Origin of the sequence: Exiguobacterium sp. s6 (assembly GCF_018618155.1) — a bacterium.
Lineage (GTDB): Bacteria > Bacillota > Bacilli > Exiguobacteriales > Exiguobacteriaceae > Exiguobacterium > Exiguobacterium mexicanum_A.
This window is the reverse complement of the sequence record NZ_JACSLN010000001.1, coordinates 1022471-1040622: the sequence shown is the minus strand read 5'-3', so window position 1 is coordinate 1040622 and position 18152 is coordinate 1022471. Positions and strand designations below refer to the sequence as shown.

At 52.5% G+C, this 18152-nt stretch carries 25 protein-coding genes; 4 read left to right on the top strand and 21 right to left on the bottom strand.

Translation table 11 applies throughout. From position 1 onward, the window contains the following. Positions 1-11: 11 nt before the first annotated feature. Positions 12-425 (top strand): SA1362 family protein, encoded by a 414-nt coding sequence (locus KNP75_RS05350; RefSeq protein ID WP_034777995.1) that lies wholly within the window; start codon positions 12-14, stop codon positions 423-425. A gap of 55 nt (positions 426-480) precedes the next feature. Here the strand turns inward: KNP75_RS05350 and hpt are convergent, their stop codons facing one another. Next, positions 481-1008, bottom strand: a complete 528-nt coding sequence (hpt, locus tag KNP75_RS05345; protein ID WP_034777998.1) for a hypoxanthine phosphoribosyltransferase — start codon at positions 1006-1008, stop codon at positions 481-483. A gap of 179 nt (positions 1009-1187) precedes the next feature. Further along, entirely contained in the window at positions 1188-1616 is a 429-nt protein-coding gene (mntR, locus tag KNP75_RS05340; protein WP_034778001.1) for a transcriptional regulator MntR, read from the bottom strand. A 164-nt stretch (positions 1617-1780) separates the two neighbouring features. On the opposite strand from mntR, the gene KNP75_RS05335 reads away from it, so the two are divergent. Then, complete coding sequence (locus tag KNP75_RS05335) at positions 1781-2161, top strand: rhodanese-like domain-containing protein (protein WP_034778003.1); 381 nt, start codon at positions 1781-1783, stop codon at positions 2159-2161. Between the two features lie 90 nt (positions 2162-2251). Here the strand turns inward: KNP75_RS05335 and gcvPB are convergent, their stop codons facing one another. The 13 genes from gcvPB to KNP75_RS05270 form a co-directional block, all read right to left on the bottom strand. Beyond that, a complete protein-coding gene (gcvPB, locus tag KNP75_RS05330; protein WP_214753118.1) occupies positions 2252-3727 on the bottom strand; it encodes an aminomethyl-transferring glycine dehydrogenase subunit GcvPB in 1476 nt (491 codons plus the stop codon). Then, positions 3727-5064, bottom strand: coding sequence for an aminomethyl-transferring glycine dehydrogenase subunit GcvPA (gene gcvPA, locus KNP75_RS05325; RefSeq protein ID WP_215190397.1), 1338 nt, complete (start codon positions 5062-5064; stop codon positions 3727-3729). Before gcvPA ends, gcvPB begins: the two co-directional genes overlap by 1 nt. Before the next feature lie 25 nt (positions 5065-5089). Further along, complete coding sequence (gene gcvT, locus KNP75_RS05320) at positions 5090-6163, bottom strand: glycine cleavage system aminomethyltransferase GcvT (RefSeq protein ID WP_215189988.1); 1074 nt, start codon at positions 6161-6163, stop codon at positions 5090-5092. Between the two features lie 147 nt (positions 6164-6310). Next, positions 6311-6649 carry a hypothetical protein gene (locus tag KNP75_RS05315; protein WP_034778008.1) on the bottom strand — a complete coding sequence of 113 codons (339 nt, stop codon included), beginning with the start codon at positions 6647-6649 and terminating at the stop codon, positions 6311-6313. Next, positions 6646-7131 (bottom strand): shikimate kinase, encoded by a 486-nt coding sequence (locus KNP75_RS05310; protein ID WP_034778010.1) that lies wholly within the window; start codon positions 7129-7131, stop codon positions 6646-6648. The genes KNP75_RS05315 and KNP75_RS05310 overlap by 4 nt, the downstream gene beginning before the upstream one ends. Then, entirely contained in the window at positions 7124-7402 is a 279-nt protein-coding gene (locus KNP75_RS05305; protein WP_215189987.1) for a hypothetical protein, read from the bottom strand. The genes KNP75_RS05310 and KNP75_RS05305 overlap by 8 nt, the downstream gene beginning before the upstream one ends. Next, positions 7402-7884 carry a prepilin-type N-terminal cleavage/methylation domain-containing protein gene (locus KNP75_RS05300; protein WP_215189986.1) on the bottom strand — a complete coding sequence of 161 codons (483 nt, stop codon included), beginning with the start codon at positions 7882-7884 and terminating at the stop codon, positions 7402-7404. Before KNP75_RS05300 ends, KNP75_RS05305 begins: the two co-directional genes overlap by 1 nt. Continuing rightward, positions 7820-8056 carry a hypothetical protein gene (locus KNP75_RS05295; protein WP_152567771.1) on the bottom strand — a complete coding sequence of 79 codons (237 nt, stop codon included), beginning with the start codon at positions 8054-8056 and terminating at the stop codon, positions 7820-7822. Before KNP75_RS05295 ends, KNP75_RS05300 begins: the two co-directional genes overlap by 65 nt. Beyond that, entirely contained in the window at positions 8043-8480 is a 438-nt protein-coding gene (locus KNP75_RS05290) for a prepilin-type N-terminal cleavage/methylation domain-containing protein (protein ID WP_138859259.1), read from the bottom strand. The genes KNP75_RS05295 and KNP75_RS05290 overlap by 14 nt, the downstream gene beginning before the upstream one ends. Further along, on the bottom strand, positions 8477-8788 hold the full coding sequence (locus tag KNP75_RS05285; protein WP_034778021.1) for a prepilin-type N-terminal cleavage/methylation domain-containing protein: 312 nt from the start codon (positions 8786-8788) through the stop codon (positions 8477-8479). Before KNP75_RS05285 ends, KNP75_RS05290 begins: the two co-directional genes overlap by 4 nt. Positions 8789-8805: 17 nt before the next feature. After that, on the bottom strand, positions 8806-9783 hold the full coding sequence (locus tag KNP75_RS05280) for a type II secretion system F family protein (protein ID WP_214788418.1): 978 nt from the start codon (positions 9781-9783) through the stop codon (positions 8806-8808). Continuing rightward, positions 9765-10571 carry an ATPase, T2SS/T4P/T4SS family gene (locus KNP75_RS05275; protein WP_215189985.1) on the bottom strand — a complete coding sequence of 269 codons (807 nt, stop codon included), beginning with the start codon at positions 10569-10571 and terminating at the stop codon, positions 9765-9767. Before KNP75_RS05275 ends, KNP75_RS05280 begins: the two co-directional genes overlap by 19 nt. Before the next feature lie 58 nt (positions 10572-10629). After that, complete coding sequence (locus KNP75_RS05270) at positions 10630-11016, bottom strand: Spx/MgsR family RNA polymerase-binding regulatory protein (RefSeq protein ID WP_052090134.1); 387 nt, start codon at positions 11014-11016, stop codon at positions 10630-10632. A 249-nt stretch (positions 11017-11265) separates the two neighbouring features. Here KNP75_RS05270 and KNP75_RS05265 point away from each other — a divergent pair, with 249 nt between their 5' ends. After that, positions 11266-11529, top strand: coding sequence for a DUF2626 domain-containing protein (locus tag KNP75_RS05265; protein WP_021067727.1), 264 nt, complete (start codon positions 11266-11268; stop codon positions 11527-11529). A 38-nt stretch (positions 11530-11567) separates the two neighbouring features. Here the strand turns inward: KNP75_RS05265 and KNP75_RS05260 are convergent, their stop codons facing one another. After that, on the bottom strand, positions 11568-12188 hold the full coding sequence (locus KNP75_RS05260; protein WP_034778027.1) for an MBL fold metallo-hydrolase: 621 nt from the start codon (positions 12186-12188) through the stop codon (positions 11568-11570). Between the two features lie 158 nt (positions 12189-12346). Here KNP75_RS05260 and KNP75_RS05255 point away from each other — a divergent pair, with 158 nt between their 5' ends. Beyond that, a complete protein-coding gene (locus KNP75_RS05255; RefSeq protein ID WP_029595254.1) occupies positions 12347-12526 on the top strand; it encodes a DUF2759 domain-containing protein in 180 nt (59 codons plus the stop codon). Positions 12527-12606: 80 nt separating this feature from the next. Here KNP75_RS05255 and KNP75_RS05250 read toward each other — a convergent pair whose 3' ends face one another. The 5 genes from KNP75_RS05250 to KNP75_RS05230 all read right to left on the bottom strand — a co-directional run bounded on the left by KNP75_RS05250 (position 12607) and on the right by KNP75_RS05230 (position 18103). Next, positions 12607-14523, bottom strand: coding sequence for an LTA synthase family protein (locus tag KNP75_RS05250; RefSeq protein WP_214797256.1), 1917 nt, complete (start codon positions 14521-14523; stop codon positions 12607-12609). Between the two features lie 242 nt (positions 14524-14765). Further along, complete coding sequence (locus KNP75_RS05245; RefSeq protein ID WP_034778031.1) at positions 14766-15728, bottom strand: ROK family glucokinase; 963 nt, start codon at positions 15726-15728, stop codon at positions 14766-14768. Between the two features lie 93 nt (positions 15729-15821). Continuing rightward, a complete protein-coding gene (locus tag KNP75_RS05240; RefSeq protein WP_034778034.1) occupies positions 15822-16016 on the bottom strand; it encodes a YqgQ family protein in 195 nt (64 codons plus the stop codon). After that, positions 16013-17035 carry a M42 family metallopeptidase gene (locus KNP75_RS05235; protein WP_034778036.1) on the bottom strand — a complete coding sequence of 341 codons (1023 nt, stop codon included), beginning with the start codon at positions 17033-17035 and terminating at the stop codon, positions 16013-16015. Before KNP75_RS05235 ends, KNP75_RS05240 begins: the two co-directional genes overlap by 4 nt. Positions 17036-17050: 15 nt before the next feature. Further along, a complete protein-coding gene (locus KNP75_RS05230; protein WP_138859253.1) occupies positions 17051-18103 on the bottom strand; it encodes a rhomboid family intramembrane serine protease in 1053 nt (350 codons plus the stop codon). Positions 18104-18152: the final 49 nt, after the last annotated feature.

Sequence of the window (18152 nt, the reverse complement as noted above, 5' to 3'; positions counted from 1 at the left end):
AGGAAAGCACCATGATCAGACAAAGAATCGGTACGACCGCTGCCACGATCGTGTTCATCTTAGGCTTCATCGGAGTCGGACATATGCTCGCGACCGACCCCGGTCGCTTGTTCAGACAGTTGCTCTTCATCGGTATTTTCGGGTTAATCTTCTATGTGATTTACCGTGTGTTCATGGCTCCTAAAATCTCAGCCGAGGATATGCGGTACCGGAAGACCGCTCAGGCTTCCAAAAAACGGATGCAACGTCCCGGTGCGAACCCTAAAGTGAAACCGTCCGCGACGACGAAAAAGAAAGCGAAACCTGGTTCAAACGTGACGAAACTCTCGAAGCGCCCGGCTCGTTCGACGCATCGTAGCGACGCCCCTCACCTCACCGTCATCGAGGGGAAGAAAGGCAAGAAGAAAAAGAAAGCGAACATGTGAAAACGAACCAGATCGCCACGGGCGACCTGGTTCGTTTTTTGTCGTGATTCGGAAGTCAGTCCGTTTCAACGAAACCGATATACGGTAGATTGCGATACTGTTCGGCGTAGTCGATGCCGTACCCGATGACGAACTCATCCGGGATCTCGAAGCCGACGTAATCGGCGTCGAGCGTGACGAGTCGGCGGGCTGGCTTGTCGAGAAGTGTACAAATCTTTAATTGCCCAGGTTGATGTAACGTCATATGCTGACACAAGAATTTGAGCGTCTGTCCCGTGTCGATGATGTCTTCGATGATGACGACGTACTTCCCTTCGACATCGAGGTCTAAATCTTTCCGGAGTTGGACGTTCCCGCTCGAAGTCGATTTCTTCCCATAAGAAGACGTCGCCACCGTATCAAGTTGGACACTGCCCGTCATCTGTCTCATCAAATCAGCCGCAAAGACGAGCGACCCTTTCAAGACGGCCACGAGGACGATTGGTGTCCCGGCCGCATCCCGTTCGATTTGTTCAGCGAGTTCCGCCACGCGCTGTTTGATTTGTGCTTCGTCAAACAGTTTCCCTTTGATTTGAATATCCATCATGTCGGCGATTGTTCGCCGTCACCCCCTTATCATTCTTACCAGCACCCATTCTATCACAAAAACAAACCAAAAACAGACTAAAATTCAATTAAAACGTTTCATTGTTCGGTTCTAGAGGCGTTTTGATAAAAAAAAGACCGCTCCCGAATCGATTCATCGGTCGCGGTCATCTAGACTCACTCATCGTCGTTCGTATTCAGTTCTTGAAACGCGCGAAACTGGGCCATCAGTTCGGGCTTATCTTCAAAAAATTCGACGAACTGGGTCATGCAATCAAGCGTGTTCGAGCTCAAATGGTGCTCGATCCCTTCGACGTCTTCGTAGACATGGGCCTCGTCGACACCGATCAAACGTAAAAATGATTCGAGCATCGCATGACGCTCGACGAGTCGTTTCCCGATTTTTTGACCTTTTTTCGTCAACATGAGTCCTCTATATTTCTCATAAATCAAATAGTCTTCCCGGTCGAGCTTTTGCACCATTTTCGTGACAGAGGAGGGATGCACCCCTAAATGTTCGGCGATATCGGACACGCGGGCGTATCCTTTCTCGACCATTAGCAAATAAATTCGTTCTAAGTAATCTTCCATACTCGGTGTCGGCATGGGCGTAGCCTCCCCTTATGTTCCGTTCTGCAACCTCTATTTTAACGCAACCACCTAGAAACCGAAAGCAGAACGGGTAAATCCATCAGTCAATCATTGTCTCATGACCTTAAATTCTTTATAATGGATGTTGGTGAAACTTAATAGAGAAAGGGAGAACATCAATGGGAATCGAAACTATCCTCGTCATCATCCTATGGGCTGCGCTCATCGCATACATCGTCTGGCGTTTCTTGCCGGCACGCGGTTTGAAGAAAATGAAACAAGAAGAGTTTCGTGCGTCGCTCCGTAAAGGACAATTGATCGACGTCCGTGAACCGAACGAGTATAAGGGAGGCCACATCGTCGGCGCCCGTAACATCCCGGTCGGCCAATTGAAACTACGCATGAAAGAACTTCGCAAAGATCAGCCGATCCTCATGTATTGCCAAGGCAAGTCGCGTTCGAACCAGGCGGCCAAATTGCTTATGAAAAATGGTTATACCGACATTTATATGCTCGATGGCGGTTTCAAAAACTGGAAAGGGAAAGTCAAGAAAGACTGACCTGCCCACCACGTCCACTCCTCACTCCGAGGAGGGACGTTTTTTTATTTCCAGAAAAAACCCGCTCACGAATAGCGAGCGGGTTCGGATTCAATTGATTGACGACGGTTGGCGTCGTTCGTATTTGAGCACTGGTTTCCGAGCCGCAAGCGTCTCGTCCAAGCGTTTGACGACCGTCGTATGCGGGGCCGTCTGAACGATTTCCGGATTCTCTTCCGCCTCTTTGACAATTTGGAGCATCGCATCGCAGAAGGCATCGAGCGTCTCTTTCGACTCCGTCTCCGTCGGTTCGACCATGATGCACTCCTCAACGTTGAGCGGGAAGTAAATCGTCGGTGGGTGATAACCGAAATCGAGCAAGCGTTTGGCGATATCGAGCGTCCGAACGCCGAGTGCTTTCTGACGTTTTCCAGACAAGACGAACTCATGCTTGCAGAACGTGTCATACGGCACATCGAACGCATCTTTCAAGCGGGCGAACATATAGTTGGCGTTCAATACCGCTTCGCGTGAGACGCGCGTCAACCCTTCTGCACCCATCGTCTTGATGTAGCTATAAGCCCGGACGTTGATCCCGAAGTTGCCATAGAACGGTTTGATGCGACCGATCGATTGCGGACGATCATAATCGAGCGTGAAGCCAGACTCAGAGCGGCGCGCGATCGGCGTCGGCAAGTACGGAATCAAATCGCGTTTCACCCCGACCGGACCAGAACCCGGACCGCCACCGCCGTGCGGCCCTGTGAACGTTTTGTGCAAGTTCAAGTGGACGACGTCGAAGCCCATATCCCCAGGACGGGCGATGCCTAGAATCGCGTTCGAGTTAGCGCCGTCGTAATACAGTTTGCCGCCGGCCTCGTGCACGACTTTGGCGATCTCTAAAATATCAGCCTCGAACAAACCGAGCGTGTTCGGGTTCGTCAGCATGAGCGCTGCCGTATCCGTCCCGACTTTCGCTTTCAAATCCTCCAAATCGACGAGCCCGCGCTCATCCGACTTGACCGTCACCGTCTCGAAACCGGCGACGACGGCCGAGGCCGGGTTCGTTCCGTGTGCCGAATCAGGTACGAGTACTTTCGTCCGTTCCATATCACCGTTGTGATGGTGGAACGCCTTGATGAGCATGAGACCGGTCCATTCCCCATGAGCCCCGGCTGCCGGTTGTAGGGTCACTTCATCCATGCCGGTGATCTCAGCAAGTTGTTCTTGCAGATCGACCATGAGCTCAAGCGCCCCTTGAATCGACTCGACCGGCTGCAACGGGTGAATATGGGCGAAGCCAGGAAGTCGGGCCATGTCTTCATTCACTTTCGGGTTATACTTCATCGTGCACGAACCGAGCGGATAGAAACCGGAGTCGACTCCGTGGTTACGTGTCGAGAGCGACGTGTAATGGCGTACGACATCGAGTTCAGACACTTCTGGCAGTTCGGCCGCCTCTTGTCGAACCATCGAAGCCGGCAAGAGCGTCTCCAAATCGACTTCCGGTACCGTCGGCGTCGGCAAATTGTAGCCAGTCCGCCCCTCACGTGACACCTCAAAGATAAGCGTTTGTTCGTGTTGCATCAGTTCATCCCCCCAACCACTTCAACAAATAAATCGATTTCTTCTTTCGTCCGCAGCTCCGTCGCGCAGAGCAACATCTGGGTCTGACGGTCCGTTTCATACGTCCCGAGCGGCAAACCGCCGATGATACCATTGTCGAGCAGATGACGCGATACTTGCTCCGCATCGATTCCGAAGTCGACGACGAACTCGTTGAACATCGGTCCTTCATCGACTACTGTGTACCCAGCAGTCTTGAGTGCTTCTTTCATGTAATGGGCCGTTTGAATGTTACGGACGGCCATGTCACGAATCCCGTACTTCCCGAGTGCGGACATCGTGATCGATGCTGCGAGCGCATTGAGCGCCTGGTTCGAGCAAATGTTCGACGTCGCCTTGTCACGACGGATGTGCTGCTCTCGGGCCTGAAGCGTCAAGACGAAGCCGCGCTTGCCATCCTCATCGACCGTCTGTCCGACGAGACGACCCGGAAGTTTGCGCATGAGCGCTTTTTTGACGGCGAAGTATCCACATGACGGGCCGCCGAAGCTTTGCGGAATCCCGAACGGTTGGGCGTCACCGACCGTGATGTCGGCCCCGAGCGCACCCGGCGACTCCAAAATCCCGAGCGCGAGCGGATTGCTCGACACGACGAACAAGGCGCCGGCGTCGTGCGCTGCTTTCGCGAGGGCTGACAAGTCCTCGACGCGTCCATAAAAGTTCGGATATTGGACGACGAGACACGAGGCGTCCGTCAAATCGATGTCTGTCACGTCGGTCAATCCGGCGTTAACGTCCGTATACTCGACCGTGAGCCCTGGCCCACCGGCATACGTCCGGATGACGTCCTTCGCTTCCGGATGGACCGCTCCCGAGACGACGACACGTTTTTTCTTCGTATGGGCACTCGCGAGATACGTTGCTTCAGCGAGGGCTGTGATGCCGTCGTACATCGACGAGTTGGCCACGTCCATGCCCGTCAATTCGCAAATCATCGTCTGGAACTCGAACATCGCTTGGAGTTCACCTTGCGAGATTTCCGGCTGGTACGGCGTATAGGCTGTATAGAACTCGGAACGGAGAAGCATGTGGTTCATGACGCTCGGAGAGAGGTGATCGTACATGCCGGCCCCGAGGAAACTCGGAGTCGATTTCGTGTGCACGTTCTTCTCGGCGAGCTTCGTCATATGACGAACGAGGTCAACTTCCGGAAGCGGCGCACCGATGGCCGCTAAAGAAGCCGTCTCCCGGAGCGATGCTGGAATATCCTCGAGTAGGTTTTCAATCGACTCGACGCCGATTGTCTGCAACATGTCACGCTCATCTTGCTCTGTCATCGGTAAATAACGAAACTCCATTCTGTTCATTCTGAATCCCCCTGTATCATTTACGTTTATAGAACGGTGTAGGCACTCGTTCGGCTTCTATTTTTTTGCCCCGAACTTCAACGATAAAGTGTGTCGCCTCCGCGAAACGGCGGTCGACGCGCGCCCAGGCAATCGATTCGTTCACCGTCGGCGGCATCGTGCCGGTCGTGACGACACCGATCGTCTCCCCGTCAACTTCGACCGTCGCCCCTTGACGGGCGATGCCACGCCCAAGCAAGCGTAAGCCGATCAATCGGCGCGGGATATCTTCTTTTTGCTTCACGAGGGCATCCTTACCGACGAAATCGGTATCGAGTTTGACGGCAAAGTTCAAGTTCGCCTCGAACGGCGTGACCGTCTCATCGAGCTCATGCCCGTATAATGGCAAACATGCCTCGAAACGGAGCGTATCGCGGGCCCCGAGTCCGCATGGAGTGACGTTTTCTGCTTCTAACGCCGACCAGATTGCGGCCACGTCCTCGGCCCGGGCGTAGAGTTCGAACCCGTCCTCTCCCGTATAGCCACTGCGTGAGACGATGGTCGACACGCCGGCCACGTCGCCGGTCATGAACCGGAAAAATTTGATGTCTGCTAGCGGCAAGTCCGTCAAGCGGGCCAGCACGTGTTCGGCCATCGGTCCTTGAATCGCGATTTGACCATAGGCGTCGGACTCATCGGTCACCGTGACGTCACCAATCACATACTGACGAACGTGGGTCACGTCTTTTTCGATGTTCGAGGCGTTGACGACGAGCCAAAACGCATCTTCATCGAGTCGATAGACGAGCAAATCATCGACGACACCGCCGTCAGGCAAACAGAACAAGTTGTATTGGGCCTGACCAATCTGTAATTTCGAGACGTCATTCGTGACGAGACGTTGCACGCTCTCGAGCGCATCCGGACCTTCGACCCGAATCTCCCCCATATGCGACACATCGAACATGCCGACCTCGTTACGCACCGCCTGATGTTCTTCTTTAATCGATGAGAACATGATCGGCATCTCAAACCCCGCAAAATCCACCATCTTCGCCTTTACGGAAATCAAATCATACAAAGGCGTACGTTTTAACGATACTTTCTCCATATTATCCCCCAATCCCGAACGTAAATAATGTAATGCGTGAAATATTTCGTTTTCTATTCCACTTTATCAATTTTTTATGGCTATGCCTAGCTAAAATGGGCAAAAATAAAGAGGATGGAAAACGAAAACGTTTTCATCCTCATTATTTCATATTTTGGTCTCAGTGGAAACGTCTGGGCGTTCGATTCCAGCTGTCCGCTTAATTTCTTTTGTCAGTCCGATCGTCGCTTGCTTAAGCTCCATCGTCTCGTCTTTCACGTTAACGGAATAGGCCTTCATCTGCTTCACAGAGGCGTTGACCGTATCGACGTGTTGCTTGATTTCATTGACGAGACCTTGGATGACGTTCGCACGAATCTGGAAACGTTCCGTCAAACGGGTGACCCGCCGCACGTCCGTCTTCATCTTGTTACGGTACAATAAGAACCCATACAAACCGAGCCCGACTAGTGCGAGCACAATGATGCCGAGATTGATCCAAATCATGTATCTTCCTCCTTCAACCGATATAAGGTATGCGCGATTGCTTCTGTGCTGAGCGAGGCGTCAAGCACGTGATCGGCACGCGCGTAGAGCGGCCGCCGACGTTCGTACAACGCTTCGACGGCCGCCTTGCCGTGGCGCACGAGAGGCCGGTCCGAGTCTTTGATTCGGTCCCAACACATCTCATACGGTAGATCAAGTGCGATGACGACACCGTTTTCGCGCATCCAATCGAGATTTTCGTCTCGTTCGACGATTCCGCCGCCTGTCACGATATAGGCAGCGCTCGCCTGTCGCAAAATCTCACTTTCTTGCAGGCGAAACGCTTCCTCCCCGTAACGGTCAAAATATGCGGGGATGTCCATTTGGACGTCCATTTCGAACAGCTCATCCAAATCAACGACGTGATTCGATTTTTCAAGATATCGTTTTAAGCTTGATTTACCTGTACCCATAAACCCGATGATGTAAAACGGTTTAGTCATCGAAATAAATCACCTCTTTATGTCGTTCTCCGGTCTCAAGGCGAATCTCGACCTCGACCATCCCGCTGCCGAGCGGTCGACAGTTAATCGTCCCGGTCGGTTTTGTCACCGTGACGGCGGACGGACCACAGGACCGTTTGGCGACCATGACGTGTGATTCGAAGCGGATCGCCAAAATATCGAGCGCCAGTCGGTCGGTCGTTCGTTCCATATCAGTATACCAAAACATCGCTCCGCCGAGTAACCACGTCAACACGATTAACGTCGACATCACAAAGTATCCGCGCGCATGCACATCACGCTCTTCTCGCGGGGGCCGGTCGCGTCGGTCCACCGGATGCGAAAACCCTCTCCTACCGGTTCGACCTGATACGTCTCGATTCCTCTTAAAAATAGTAAATTCCCTCCCTCGTCTCCGACCATGACCAAATTACGATTGATCTGTTTGAGCGTCCACGACCACGTTGTGTCGTCCGGGCGCACGTATGTGCCGACAAGACGTCCCGATTCGACAACGCAATCCCGGCTATCGAAAAGTTTTCGCACGATCAGTTGGGGCGTCGTCGGCACCATTTCACGTGGTTGCTCATAAAACGCCTGGCCGAGTGCCAACAAGTGAACCGTGAGTCCAACGAACAGCGGGATCAAGAGCAACGTGAAGCTCACTTCAAGTAACGTGAACCCCCGCTCAAAGCGTCGGGAGACATAGGTCGCCATCACAGATTTCCGTACGTCCGCTCGGTTCGACCGCATCGTGCAACACCTCCCCTTGAAGCCGCTCATAACGCCGAACGGTCGTTTCGAGACGGTCGACCCGTTCCGTCGCGCCCTCGACAAAAGGTGCCACGACCCCGACCCACGCCAGGAGGAGCGCCAGGCTAAGGCAGATTTCCCAAAACGTGATACCTTGCTCATCGCCCTTCAACGCGAAGCACCTCCGGCTCATACGTCCCCATTCTAAACTTCAACGTCACCATCGTCGGTCCCGTATAAAACTTCCACTGCCCTGCATACGTCGCCGCTGTACGTGAGAAGACGATCTCACTTGTGGCCGGGAGGCTCATCTCGACCCCATCGGGTACAACACGCGATGCGATCGGCGTCATCCCACAGGCGATTTGATAGCGCCGTTCTTTTATGTACCACCGTAGACGCGGCACACATGATTCATCGGCGGCAACGTATGGATATTGGCCAACCTCGTTGATATCGCTCACAAGCGCCTCGGTGAAATCAAACAAGGCCAATCGATCCATCGAACGGACGACCGGGGTCGTCATCAACAGCAAGAGCGACAAGATGACGAGGACGGATGCCATCTCGACGAACGTATATCCGTCTTGCCTCATTGTTTTGTCAACGTACCGGTCGTCGGGGCGTACGTGTAGACCATCGATTGACAACTATACTCGAGCGGACTCTCCGTCGAGGCCCGTTCGATGACCGCCAACGTCTCCGGATAGGATTTGTGTTCCGCATAATACAAGTTGATTTCCGACTCGACAATGCGCACACTCCCTTCACAACTGACACTATCTGCCCGGGATTTCCCGTCTGACATCGAGGGAACGAGCAGTAACAGTAAGACCGAGATGATGAGTAAGACGGCAGCCATTTCGACGAGCGTGAACCCTTGTTCTGATTTGAATCGTGTCATGTTGTTGTTCCTCCTTGTTATAGTTGGGCCATGATCAATTTGACCGGCAAATAAATCGTGTAAAAAATCATCGTCACCATCATCGTCAAAAATCCGTATAATACCGGCTCGGCCTTGGTGATTAGTTGTTTCCAATACAATTCCATCTCTTCAAACACGAGATCACGATGCAACGTCATGATCGATCCCAGCTCACCACTCACCGTACCGACGCCGAAGAGACTGACGACCTCATGCTCGAGCAACCGTTCTTGCCGGGCCGCCTCTTCGAGTTCAAGACCGTCCGACATACGCTCATGGATCCGTCTCGCGATGGCCGCGACTTCCCCGTCACCCCGAGACAAACGCTCGATGATATGACGGACCGAACCTTGCCCTTCACTTAAGAGCGAGAGCTCACTGACGAACAAATACGTGACGTACAGCCGCCTGCCTCGTTCGACGACACGTAGCGGCACGAGCCGGCCGCGTCTCCCGTTCCAGTAGAGGGCCGCTCCGGTCACGAGCAAGCCGATGAATAGACCCGGGAAAAACCAACGGGACAACAGAATTGCGTTTATCCCATCTAGCGCCTCGACGTCCACCATCGACAGCAACTTTGGGAAAATATAGAGCGCATAAATCGCCCCGAGTCCGAGCAGCATCGTCAAAATCACGAGCGGATACCGCGCTAGCTGCTTGAGCTCTTGTTGCAGGTTTCGGCGCATCGTCGACAAGACGAGCACTTGCTCGAGCCCTTCTAAAAAGTGATGGCCTCGCTCCGCCGTGACGAGCATCTCACGCATTCTTGGGTCGGTGACGAGTCCCGAGAACACTTCGGCGAGCGGCCGCCCTTGCTCGAGTTGAAGCCGCATGTCCCGAATCACTTGTTTTGCTCTCCCTCGTTCATGAAGCTCAAGTGTTTCGAACGTCTTTTTCAATCCGACACCACGGGCCTGCAGCCTGAGAAAGCGACGGATTGTGAACAAGTCTTTACTCATCTGATCTCGGACCATGAACAGCTCACCTCCTCTTCGCGGTGCAGGATGCACCAATGACGGGCGACCTCCATCTTGCCGACGAGCTGTTCGAGCCGATGTTCGCCGTCCTCGACACTCGCCGTATGGAACGTCGCGATCGTCAAATGGCCACTGAGCGCCGCGTCGTGTGCCACCCGCAACTCCTCGCTCGTCCGGATCTCTCCGATGACGATGACGTCTGGGTCGGCCCGAAGTGTCTCTTTCAATAGACTGCGATGGTCAAGTCCCGCTTTCGGGTTGACCTCGAGTTGAATCACTCCCGGCACCTGCTTCTCCGGAGGGTTCTCGATCGTCACGATTCGGCGGCCGCCCAAACTTTGCAAAAATGCGTAGAGGACCGTCGTCTTACCTGCCCCCGTCGCGCCGCCAATCAATAACAATCCTTGCCGGAGCATAGCCAACTTCAAAAAGCGGTTCACATCCTCATCGTCTAGCAACTCGGACAACTGAAACGAGGCGTTCGGGAGGCGCCACGACATAAGCGTATGGTCGAATGAAGGTAAAAACGTGACCCGGATCGCGTCCTCCGTCCCGACGTACATACCAGACTGAGGCACGCGATGATCCGTTTCCGTTAGCGAGCACCAATATTTCATATGTAACGTCAACCGTTCGTAGTCAAACCGTGTCATCGATTCCAGTCGATGCAAGAGCGTCCCGTGGCGAACTTGAATCATCACCTCGTCTCCGTATGGTATAAAATGGACATCGCTCGCATTCAAATTTCGCGCCGCTCCCACGACACGCTCGATCACTCGTTTCATCTCCACCACCTCAATAAGAGCATAAAAAAAAGCCCACTCCTTGGAAAGTGGACTTGTGTCAGGATACGTTTGCAGTTGTTGATTCGAAACGGCGGGCATACGCCTCGATTGTCGCTTTGTCATAGCCGACAATGACTTCGTTGCCATCCGTCAAGATTGGACGTTTCAATAGTTTCGGGTTGTCGCTCATCAATTTGAGCAGTTCACTTAGCTTCAAATCTTCGACGTCGATGTCGAGTTGTTTGAACGCCTGACTTCTCGTCGCAAGAAGCGAGTCGACACCGTTTTCACTGAGTGCTAACAGCGTCATCAACTCATCTACCGTCGGGGCGTTCCGGAAGATATGGCGCTCACTCACCTCGAGGTGTTGCTCTTGTAAAAACGCTTTCGTCTTACGGCATGAGGTACAGCTCGGATACGTATAGAACATCAATTCATTTGCCATTTTAATACCTCCTTTGAAGTTGAGAACCAATTCGTTCGATGTGTGTAAATCGATTATACAACCTTATACCCGTTTTGTACATAGTTTGTACAAGTTTTTTTATTTTTTTGTACAAGTTTGTACAACCTAATTATTTCACATATTTTTCACGATTATTTTGCTCAATTCACACGTTTCCATAGCATTTTTCTGAATGTGTTGGTAAAATAGTGAATGAGAATGGAATAATGCACGTATGGGGGGATTAACATGGCGAGAATGTTCCGTGTCCTAGGCTTTTGGACTGGGTTGATCGCGGCGCTTGCTTTCGTAGGCGCACTCGGTGGAGATCAAAGCAGTAGCGAACATAGTGGTGACTTCGTCGTAATGGGTCTTGTCTTTTTAGCTCAAACTATTTTCTTCGTCGCACTAGGCTACTTGAAACTCACTGAAAAAACGTATGTATACGTGTTCGGCGCGTATTTGACTGTCTTCTTCGTCGTCTTCACGTATTGGAGTAACTTCCAAATGTAAAAAAAGATTGTCTCCTCGTGAGACAATCTTTTTTTGATTCATCGCTCGAAAAATGGATTTGTCCGAATCTCGGCCTCGAGCGTCGTCTTCGGCCCATGTCCGGAATAGAGCACGGTCTCGCCTGGTAACAGCTGTCGCATCCGATCGATCGATCCGAGCAAAGTGGCCTGGTCGCCACCGTATAAATCGGTCCGTCCGACCGACTGTTTGAAAATCAAATCCCCACAGAAGGCGATGCGTTCCGTCGGGATGTGGAGCGTGACGCTGCCCGGCGAATGACCAGGCGTGTGATGCAACTCAATCGTGAAGGCACCGATTTCGAGCGTTTTACCTTGATAGACCCGTTCGGCCGGACGCATCGATGCGCTCGGCAGATGGAACTTCGCCGCCCCGTTCTTCTCGTCGTCCATCAACCACGTCCGTTCCGCTTCATGGACGTACACCGGTACGGCGTAACGATCACGCAGGGCATCGATGCCACCGATATGATCAAAATGGGCGTGTGTCAACAAGATGGCGTTCAAGCCACCGAAGCGTTCGACCGCCTCAAAGAATTTCGGATCGTCCGTACCTGGGTCGACGATGAGGACCGTCCCGTCTTTCTCGAGCACGTATCCGTTCTCTTGGGCCAAGCCCGATGTGATTTTTACAATATTCATTCAGAACACCTCCACATCCCATTCTAATCGATATTGTGGCAAAATTGTAGCGGAGGCTTTCTTTGCTCGACAGCGTGTACATTATCGGATAAAATAATAATGATATTTCAGTGAAATTTTTATGAATTTCATGACGTATAATAAAGGGGGAACTCGTCATGCATTTGTATGAACCATTTGGATGGATCTCGCTCATCGTTGCACTCGTTGCAATCTGGGGAATGGCCCGTTCGTTTAAGAAACGCCAATTCTTTCCACTGGCTTTCGCCGCGGTCACTGTACTCGTATTTGGATTCTTCGGCGTCGCGACATTGATTTACGGTGGAATCCCAGGCTAATGAGCATGAAGACGACCTCGGTCGTCTTTTTTTGTATAACAAACAGCGCCGTCCCGGCTAAGCCGGGACGGCGCTGTTGCTTACTGTTCGGTCTGTTCTTTAAAACGAAGCAGATCCGAATAAATCAAGTCATCATTCATTTGGAGAATCTTTTCTGCTTCTTCACTATCTGGTCCACAAAGTGAAACGTCCTCAACGACTTCACCACTCGAGGCGTCATAGCATGTCGATTGCGTCCAGACATACTCCTCAGTGATAACGGTGCCGTCACGGAAGATGGCGCGGCTCGTCCGGTCTTCCGATAACAAGTCGCTACCGAATCCGACCGTGTCCGACGTGTCGATTCCGAGCAAGTGAAGGATCGTCGGTTTCATGTCGACATGACTGCCGATCGTGTCATGTACTTCGCCCTTGGCTTGTCCCGGTAAGTGGACCGCGAACGGGACCGCTTGGAGCTTGGCGACGTCGTATGGCGTCAACTCGTCTTTCCCGAGCAGGTCGGCCATCGCGTCGTTATGGTTCGTCGAGATGCCGTAATGGTCACCGTAGACGACGAAGATTGTGTCATCCCACATACCGTTCGCCTTCAACTCGTCAATGAACAACCCGAGCGCGTAATCTTGATACGCGAGCGCCTGCGGGAAGTTGTTGAGCGTCGTCGAGTTCGTCTCGAATTTCGGGACGAGCTCATAGTCTTCGCTCGGCATCGTGTACGGGAAGTGGTTCGTGAGCGTGATGAACTTCGCGTAGAACGGCTCCGGCAACTCTTCGAGCATCGGGATCGACTGTTCGAAGAAACTGTCGTCGAGAAGTCCCCACTCCGTCATATCCTCGGGGTTCCCGAGGTCATAACTTTTCTCGTCGAAGAATTGATCGACGCCGATATTTTTATACATCAAGTCCCGGTTCCAGAACGACTTGTTGTTGGCGTGGAACACGGCCGAGTAGTAGTTGTCTTCCTTGATCAATTCAGGAAGCGCCTGATACTCGTTGTCGGCGTTCGTGAAGTAGACGGCGCCGCGCGGGAGGCCGTAGAGCGAGTTATCGAGTGCGAACTCGGCGTCTGACGTCTTCCCTTGTCCGACCGTATGGTAATAATTCGGCCAGTAGTGTGACTCTTCGATCAATTTGTTCAAGTTCGGCGTGATGTATTCGCCGTTCGAGGCCTTCATGTTGTGCGTGAAGTTTTGGGCCGACTCGAACGAGACGACGATCACATTTTTCCCTTTATATTTCCCGAAGTAGTCCGGGTTCGGTGCCGCGTAATGTTGACGGGTATATTGCTCAACTTTCGCCAGTTCCGATCCATCGGCCATCGCTTTCTGGGCCGATGTCTTCGTTTGAAGCATCGCGTCATAGACGTGGAAGTTGAACGTCCCAATATTTTTGACCAACAGCTCCCGGTCGAACGAACGTGTCAATAGTTCAGGGCGTTCCGTTTCGGCGAGCGATAAGTTGAACAAGAAAACGACGACCGCCGTTGCGAACGTCACGAGCGCTCTCCGATGAGAGGCCGCCGTCGCCTTCGCATTGATGCGTCGTAAGATGAACGGCAAGGCGAGCACATCCCCAAGGATGATCAAGTCCTTCCATTCCAACAATGAGGTGAACGAGGTCGACAACGTCTCCATGTTCGAAGGTTGCAAGATGACCGGCATCGTCAAGTAGTCGGTGAACTCGCGGTAATAGACGGCGTCAGCGAACAAGATGAATGACGCCGCGGCATAGAGCATGTACAATACCCACTTCTGCTTATTTCCTTTAAAGAAGAAACTGAAGGCGAATAGGAATAGTGTGGAGCTGATCGGGCTGATCAGCAAGATGAATGCCTGGGCGGTGTTTTCAATCGGGATATTGAAGAAAAATTGGTAAACTACGTACGTCTTCGTCCAAAGTAATAGCGTGAAAATCCAAAATAACCGATATTCTTGAAACGAAGCGCGGACCGTATCATTCAGTCGCATAGTAAGCTTCGAAAAGCTCTGAGATGACTTCATCTGACGGCCTCCTCCTCTGTTCAACGGGCGACGAGATCAAACGAACTCGCTCCCCCTATTTTTTTATAAGTTCAATTGGCTTGTTATCCATTTCACGTACGATAACAGTCCGGTATCAAGTCCAAATCTTACCCCTTTTTTAACAAAAAATCAACTCTGTCATTACAAATTTTACATTATCCCATACCCGTTCCATATGAAAAACACGCCTGCGTCAAGACGCAGGCGTGCCTAGACAATCCTTATACACGAGTCGGCAAGAAATGTTTGCGGGCGAGCCAAGCACACCCGATGACACCGGCGTCGTTCTCGAGTTCCGCAATTTTGAACGTGGTCGAGGCGTAGACGCGTTCAAGCGCGAACCGTTTGAACTGCTCATCGAGCGGTTCAAGGAGCGCTTCACGCGCTTTCGAGACCCCTCCACCGATGACGATCATCTTTGGATTCAACGTGTTGGCGATATTTGAGATCGTTAGGCCGAGATATTCGGTCATCTCTTCGACGACTTCGGTGGCGACGGGATCGTTCGCCTTGAACGCTTCAAACACGTCACGTGCCGTCACTTCTTTTAACTCGTTCAACGACGTCGTCCGATTTTTTCGTTTTTGGAGCGCCAAGCGGGCGACACCTGTCGCCGAAGCGATCGTCTCGATGCAACCTTTGCGTCCGCAACCGCACATCACGGCTTTCGACTCGTCACGTTCAACAGTGATGTGACCAATCTCTCCAGCCATCCCTGCTGCCCCGTGGACGATGTTCCCATTCGTGATGACACCGCCACCGACGCCCGTGCCGAGTGTAATGGCAAGGAGTTCTGACGCGCCTTCACCGGCACCTTTCCACATCTCACCGAGTGCGGCGGCGTTCGCGTCGTTCTCTAGGACGGCCGGCAATCCCACGGCTTTCTCAAACTCGCTGACGAGCGCAAAGTTTTTCCAACCGATGTTCGGCGAGTATTCGACGACACCCTCGGAGAAGTTGATGAATCCAGGTGCCCCGATCCCCGCACCGGCGAACTCCTCTTTCGCTTTGCCCGATTTTTCTAGATAAGCCTCGAATGAAGCAGCGATATCAGTCGGAATATGTACCCCGTTTTCTCGAATGTCCGTCGTGATCTCCCATTTGTCAGAAATGATCCCGTTCATATCTAAGACGGCCATTTTCACCGTCGTCCCACCAATGTCGATTCCTAATAACCACTTCATCTGTTCCACTCCTCATCTCGATTAAATCGCTTTCATCTTATAGTTTACACTATTAAACCCCTAGTGCAAACCTTTGCACTAGGGGTTTTTCTGTCAATCTATTGAATTTTTCAATTCATGCGTCAAAATGATCTTGGCCGTGTCATACTCTCGTTGTTCAATCATCCCGCCGGCATGCAACTCGTCGAGTTCCATCATCATGAGGCCAATCTCGGCATCGCGTTCGCCGATATAAATGATCGTCCCGAATGATTTCAAGAATTGTTGGACATCATAAAAATTTCTCATCGTCCGTCTCCCATCGTCGTGAGCACATAACGATAGAGCAGTTCCCGTGTCGCTTCGAGCGATTTTGTATGCGTCCGCTCATAGCTATGGCTCGACTCGATGCCTGGTCCGAGGAGTGCATGGCGTACATCGTAGCCGGCACTGATTGCTGCCGAGGCATCGGATCCATAATACGGATAAATATCGACTTTATGGGCGATACCGTGTTCCCGGCACAACGCGGTGAACTGACGGCGTAATCCAAGATCGTACGGACCTGATGAATCTTTCGCGCAGATTGAAACCGTATATTCGTCCGAGTGCTGGCCGTCCCCGAGCGCTCCCATATCGACGGCGATATATTCGGTCACCGCTTCCGGGATCCCGGCGTTGCCCCCGAACCCGACCTCTTCATAGTTGGAGATCAAGTAATGGACCGGATGTGGCAAGTCGGCGCCGACGAGGTCTTTTGCCAAGTCGAGCAAAATGGCGACGGACGCCTTGTCGTCGAGGTGTCGAGATTTGATATAGCCCGCGTTCGTCTGGCGAAAGCGTGGATCGAACGAGACAAAGTCCCCGACCTCGATGCCTAGGGCACGCACGTCTTCAGCCGAATGAACGTCAGCGTCCAGTCGTACCTCGATATTTGATGCCGTCCGTTCGGCACTGTTCGTGTCTTTATACACATGGACGCTTGATTGATGGATAAGAATCGTTCCTTCGACAGGTTCACCCGCCTCCGCATGGACCAAACAGTTCTCCCCTTCAATGGCGGTCCAGGCGTAGCCGCCGACTTGTGTCAACCGTAGACGGCCACTCGGCAAAATCTCTTTCACCATCGCCCCGAGCGTGTCGACGTGAGCCGTCAACAGGCGCGCCCGATCCGATTTCCCGTCAAACGTCGCAAGGAGCGCTCCTTTATTCAAGCGTTTCGTGGCGACGCCGAGATTCGTGAGTTCTTGCTCCACGAAGCCGATCGCCTCATCCGTCATGCCGGACGGACTCGGAATTTCAACCAGTTGCTTCAACGTATTAATCATATCCTTACTCCTTTGTCATCGATTATAGCCGAACCAGAATAACGCTCCAGATGCCACGAGTACGATCACCGCAAACAACAGGCGGCGCTTCTTCGTATGCTCATCCGGCAAGCCGACCACTCCCGCCATCAGAAAGCCCCCGACCAGCCCCCCCGCATGTGCGGAATGGTCCAAACTAGCGCCAAGGACGAAAGCGAGTCCTACGTTTAATCCTAACATAATAAACAGCGGCGGACCGAGCGTCTTCATAAATAAGGAACGGTCTCGAAGGCCAAAATAGAGGAGTGCCCCGACGAGCCCGAACAGCGCCCCCGATGCCCCGGCCGATATGGCTTCGCTGAACGCGTAAGAGGCGACTGTGGCGATGACGCCGGCTAACAAATAAATGGTGACGAAGCGTGACGAACCGTACATCCTTTCAACGAGCGGACCGAGCGACCAAAGCGCGAACATATTGATTGCGAAATGGAACCAGCCGATATGAAGAAACATCGGTGTGACCAGGCGCCACCATTCCCCTTCGTCGATGAGCGGATTCACTTTCGCCCCGAAGCGGATGAGCGTATTCGGGTCGAGCGTCGACCCGATCGATTCGGCGAACCACATGACAAGAAACGTCACGAACATGAGTCCATAGACGAATTGTGGTTTCCCGAAGGAGAACCGTTGCTTTAGTTCGTTCTTCCGTTGTTGATCGAGCGCGACGGCCCGTGGTCGGTACGACTCTTCTGTTTGCCCACACGGTCTCATGCCGAGCTTCACTTTCGCCGCAATCGGGAACGTGAGGGACGATAGGCGCTCCTCATCGACAAGCGGATCGCCGTAAATGTGGACGTGTAACTTCTCACGACCGATGCGGGCCAATCGAAACGAGTTCATGACCGCCTCGACGTCCATGCCGACATGGTTCGCCCAGGCTTTGTCCGTCCGTATGTAGAGGTGATAGACGTCCCCCGCTTTCGTGTCGAACAATAAAAGTGCCCGCGACGGCTCTAAGATGCCCTCGATGCGCCCTCCCGATTCGACCGCACGATATACGTCTTCCCAAAAACAAGCTGGCTCTGACATCGATGGTCACCTCCTTCTATACTTTTATTTTAAAGGAAATTATAGCTGG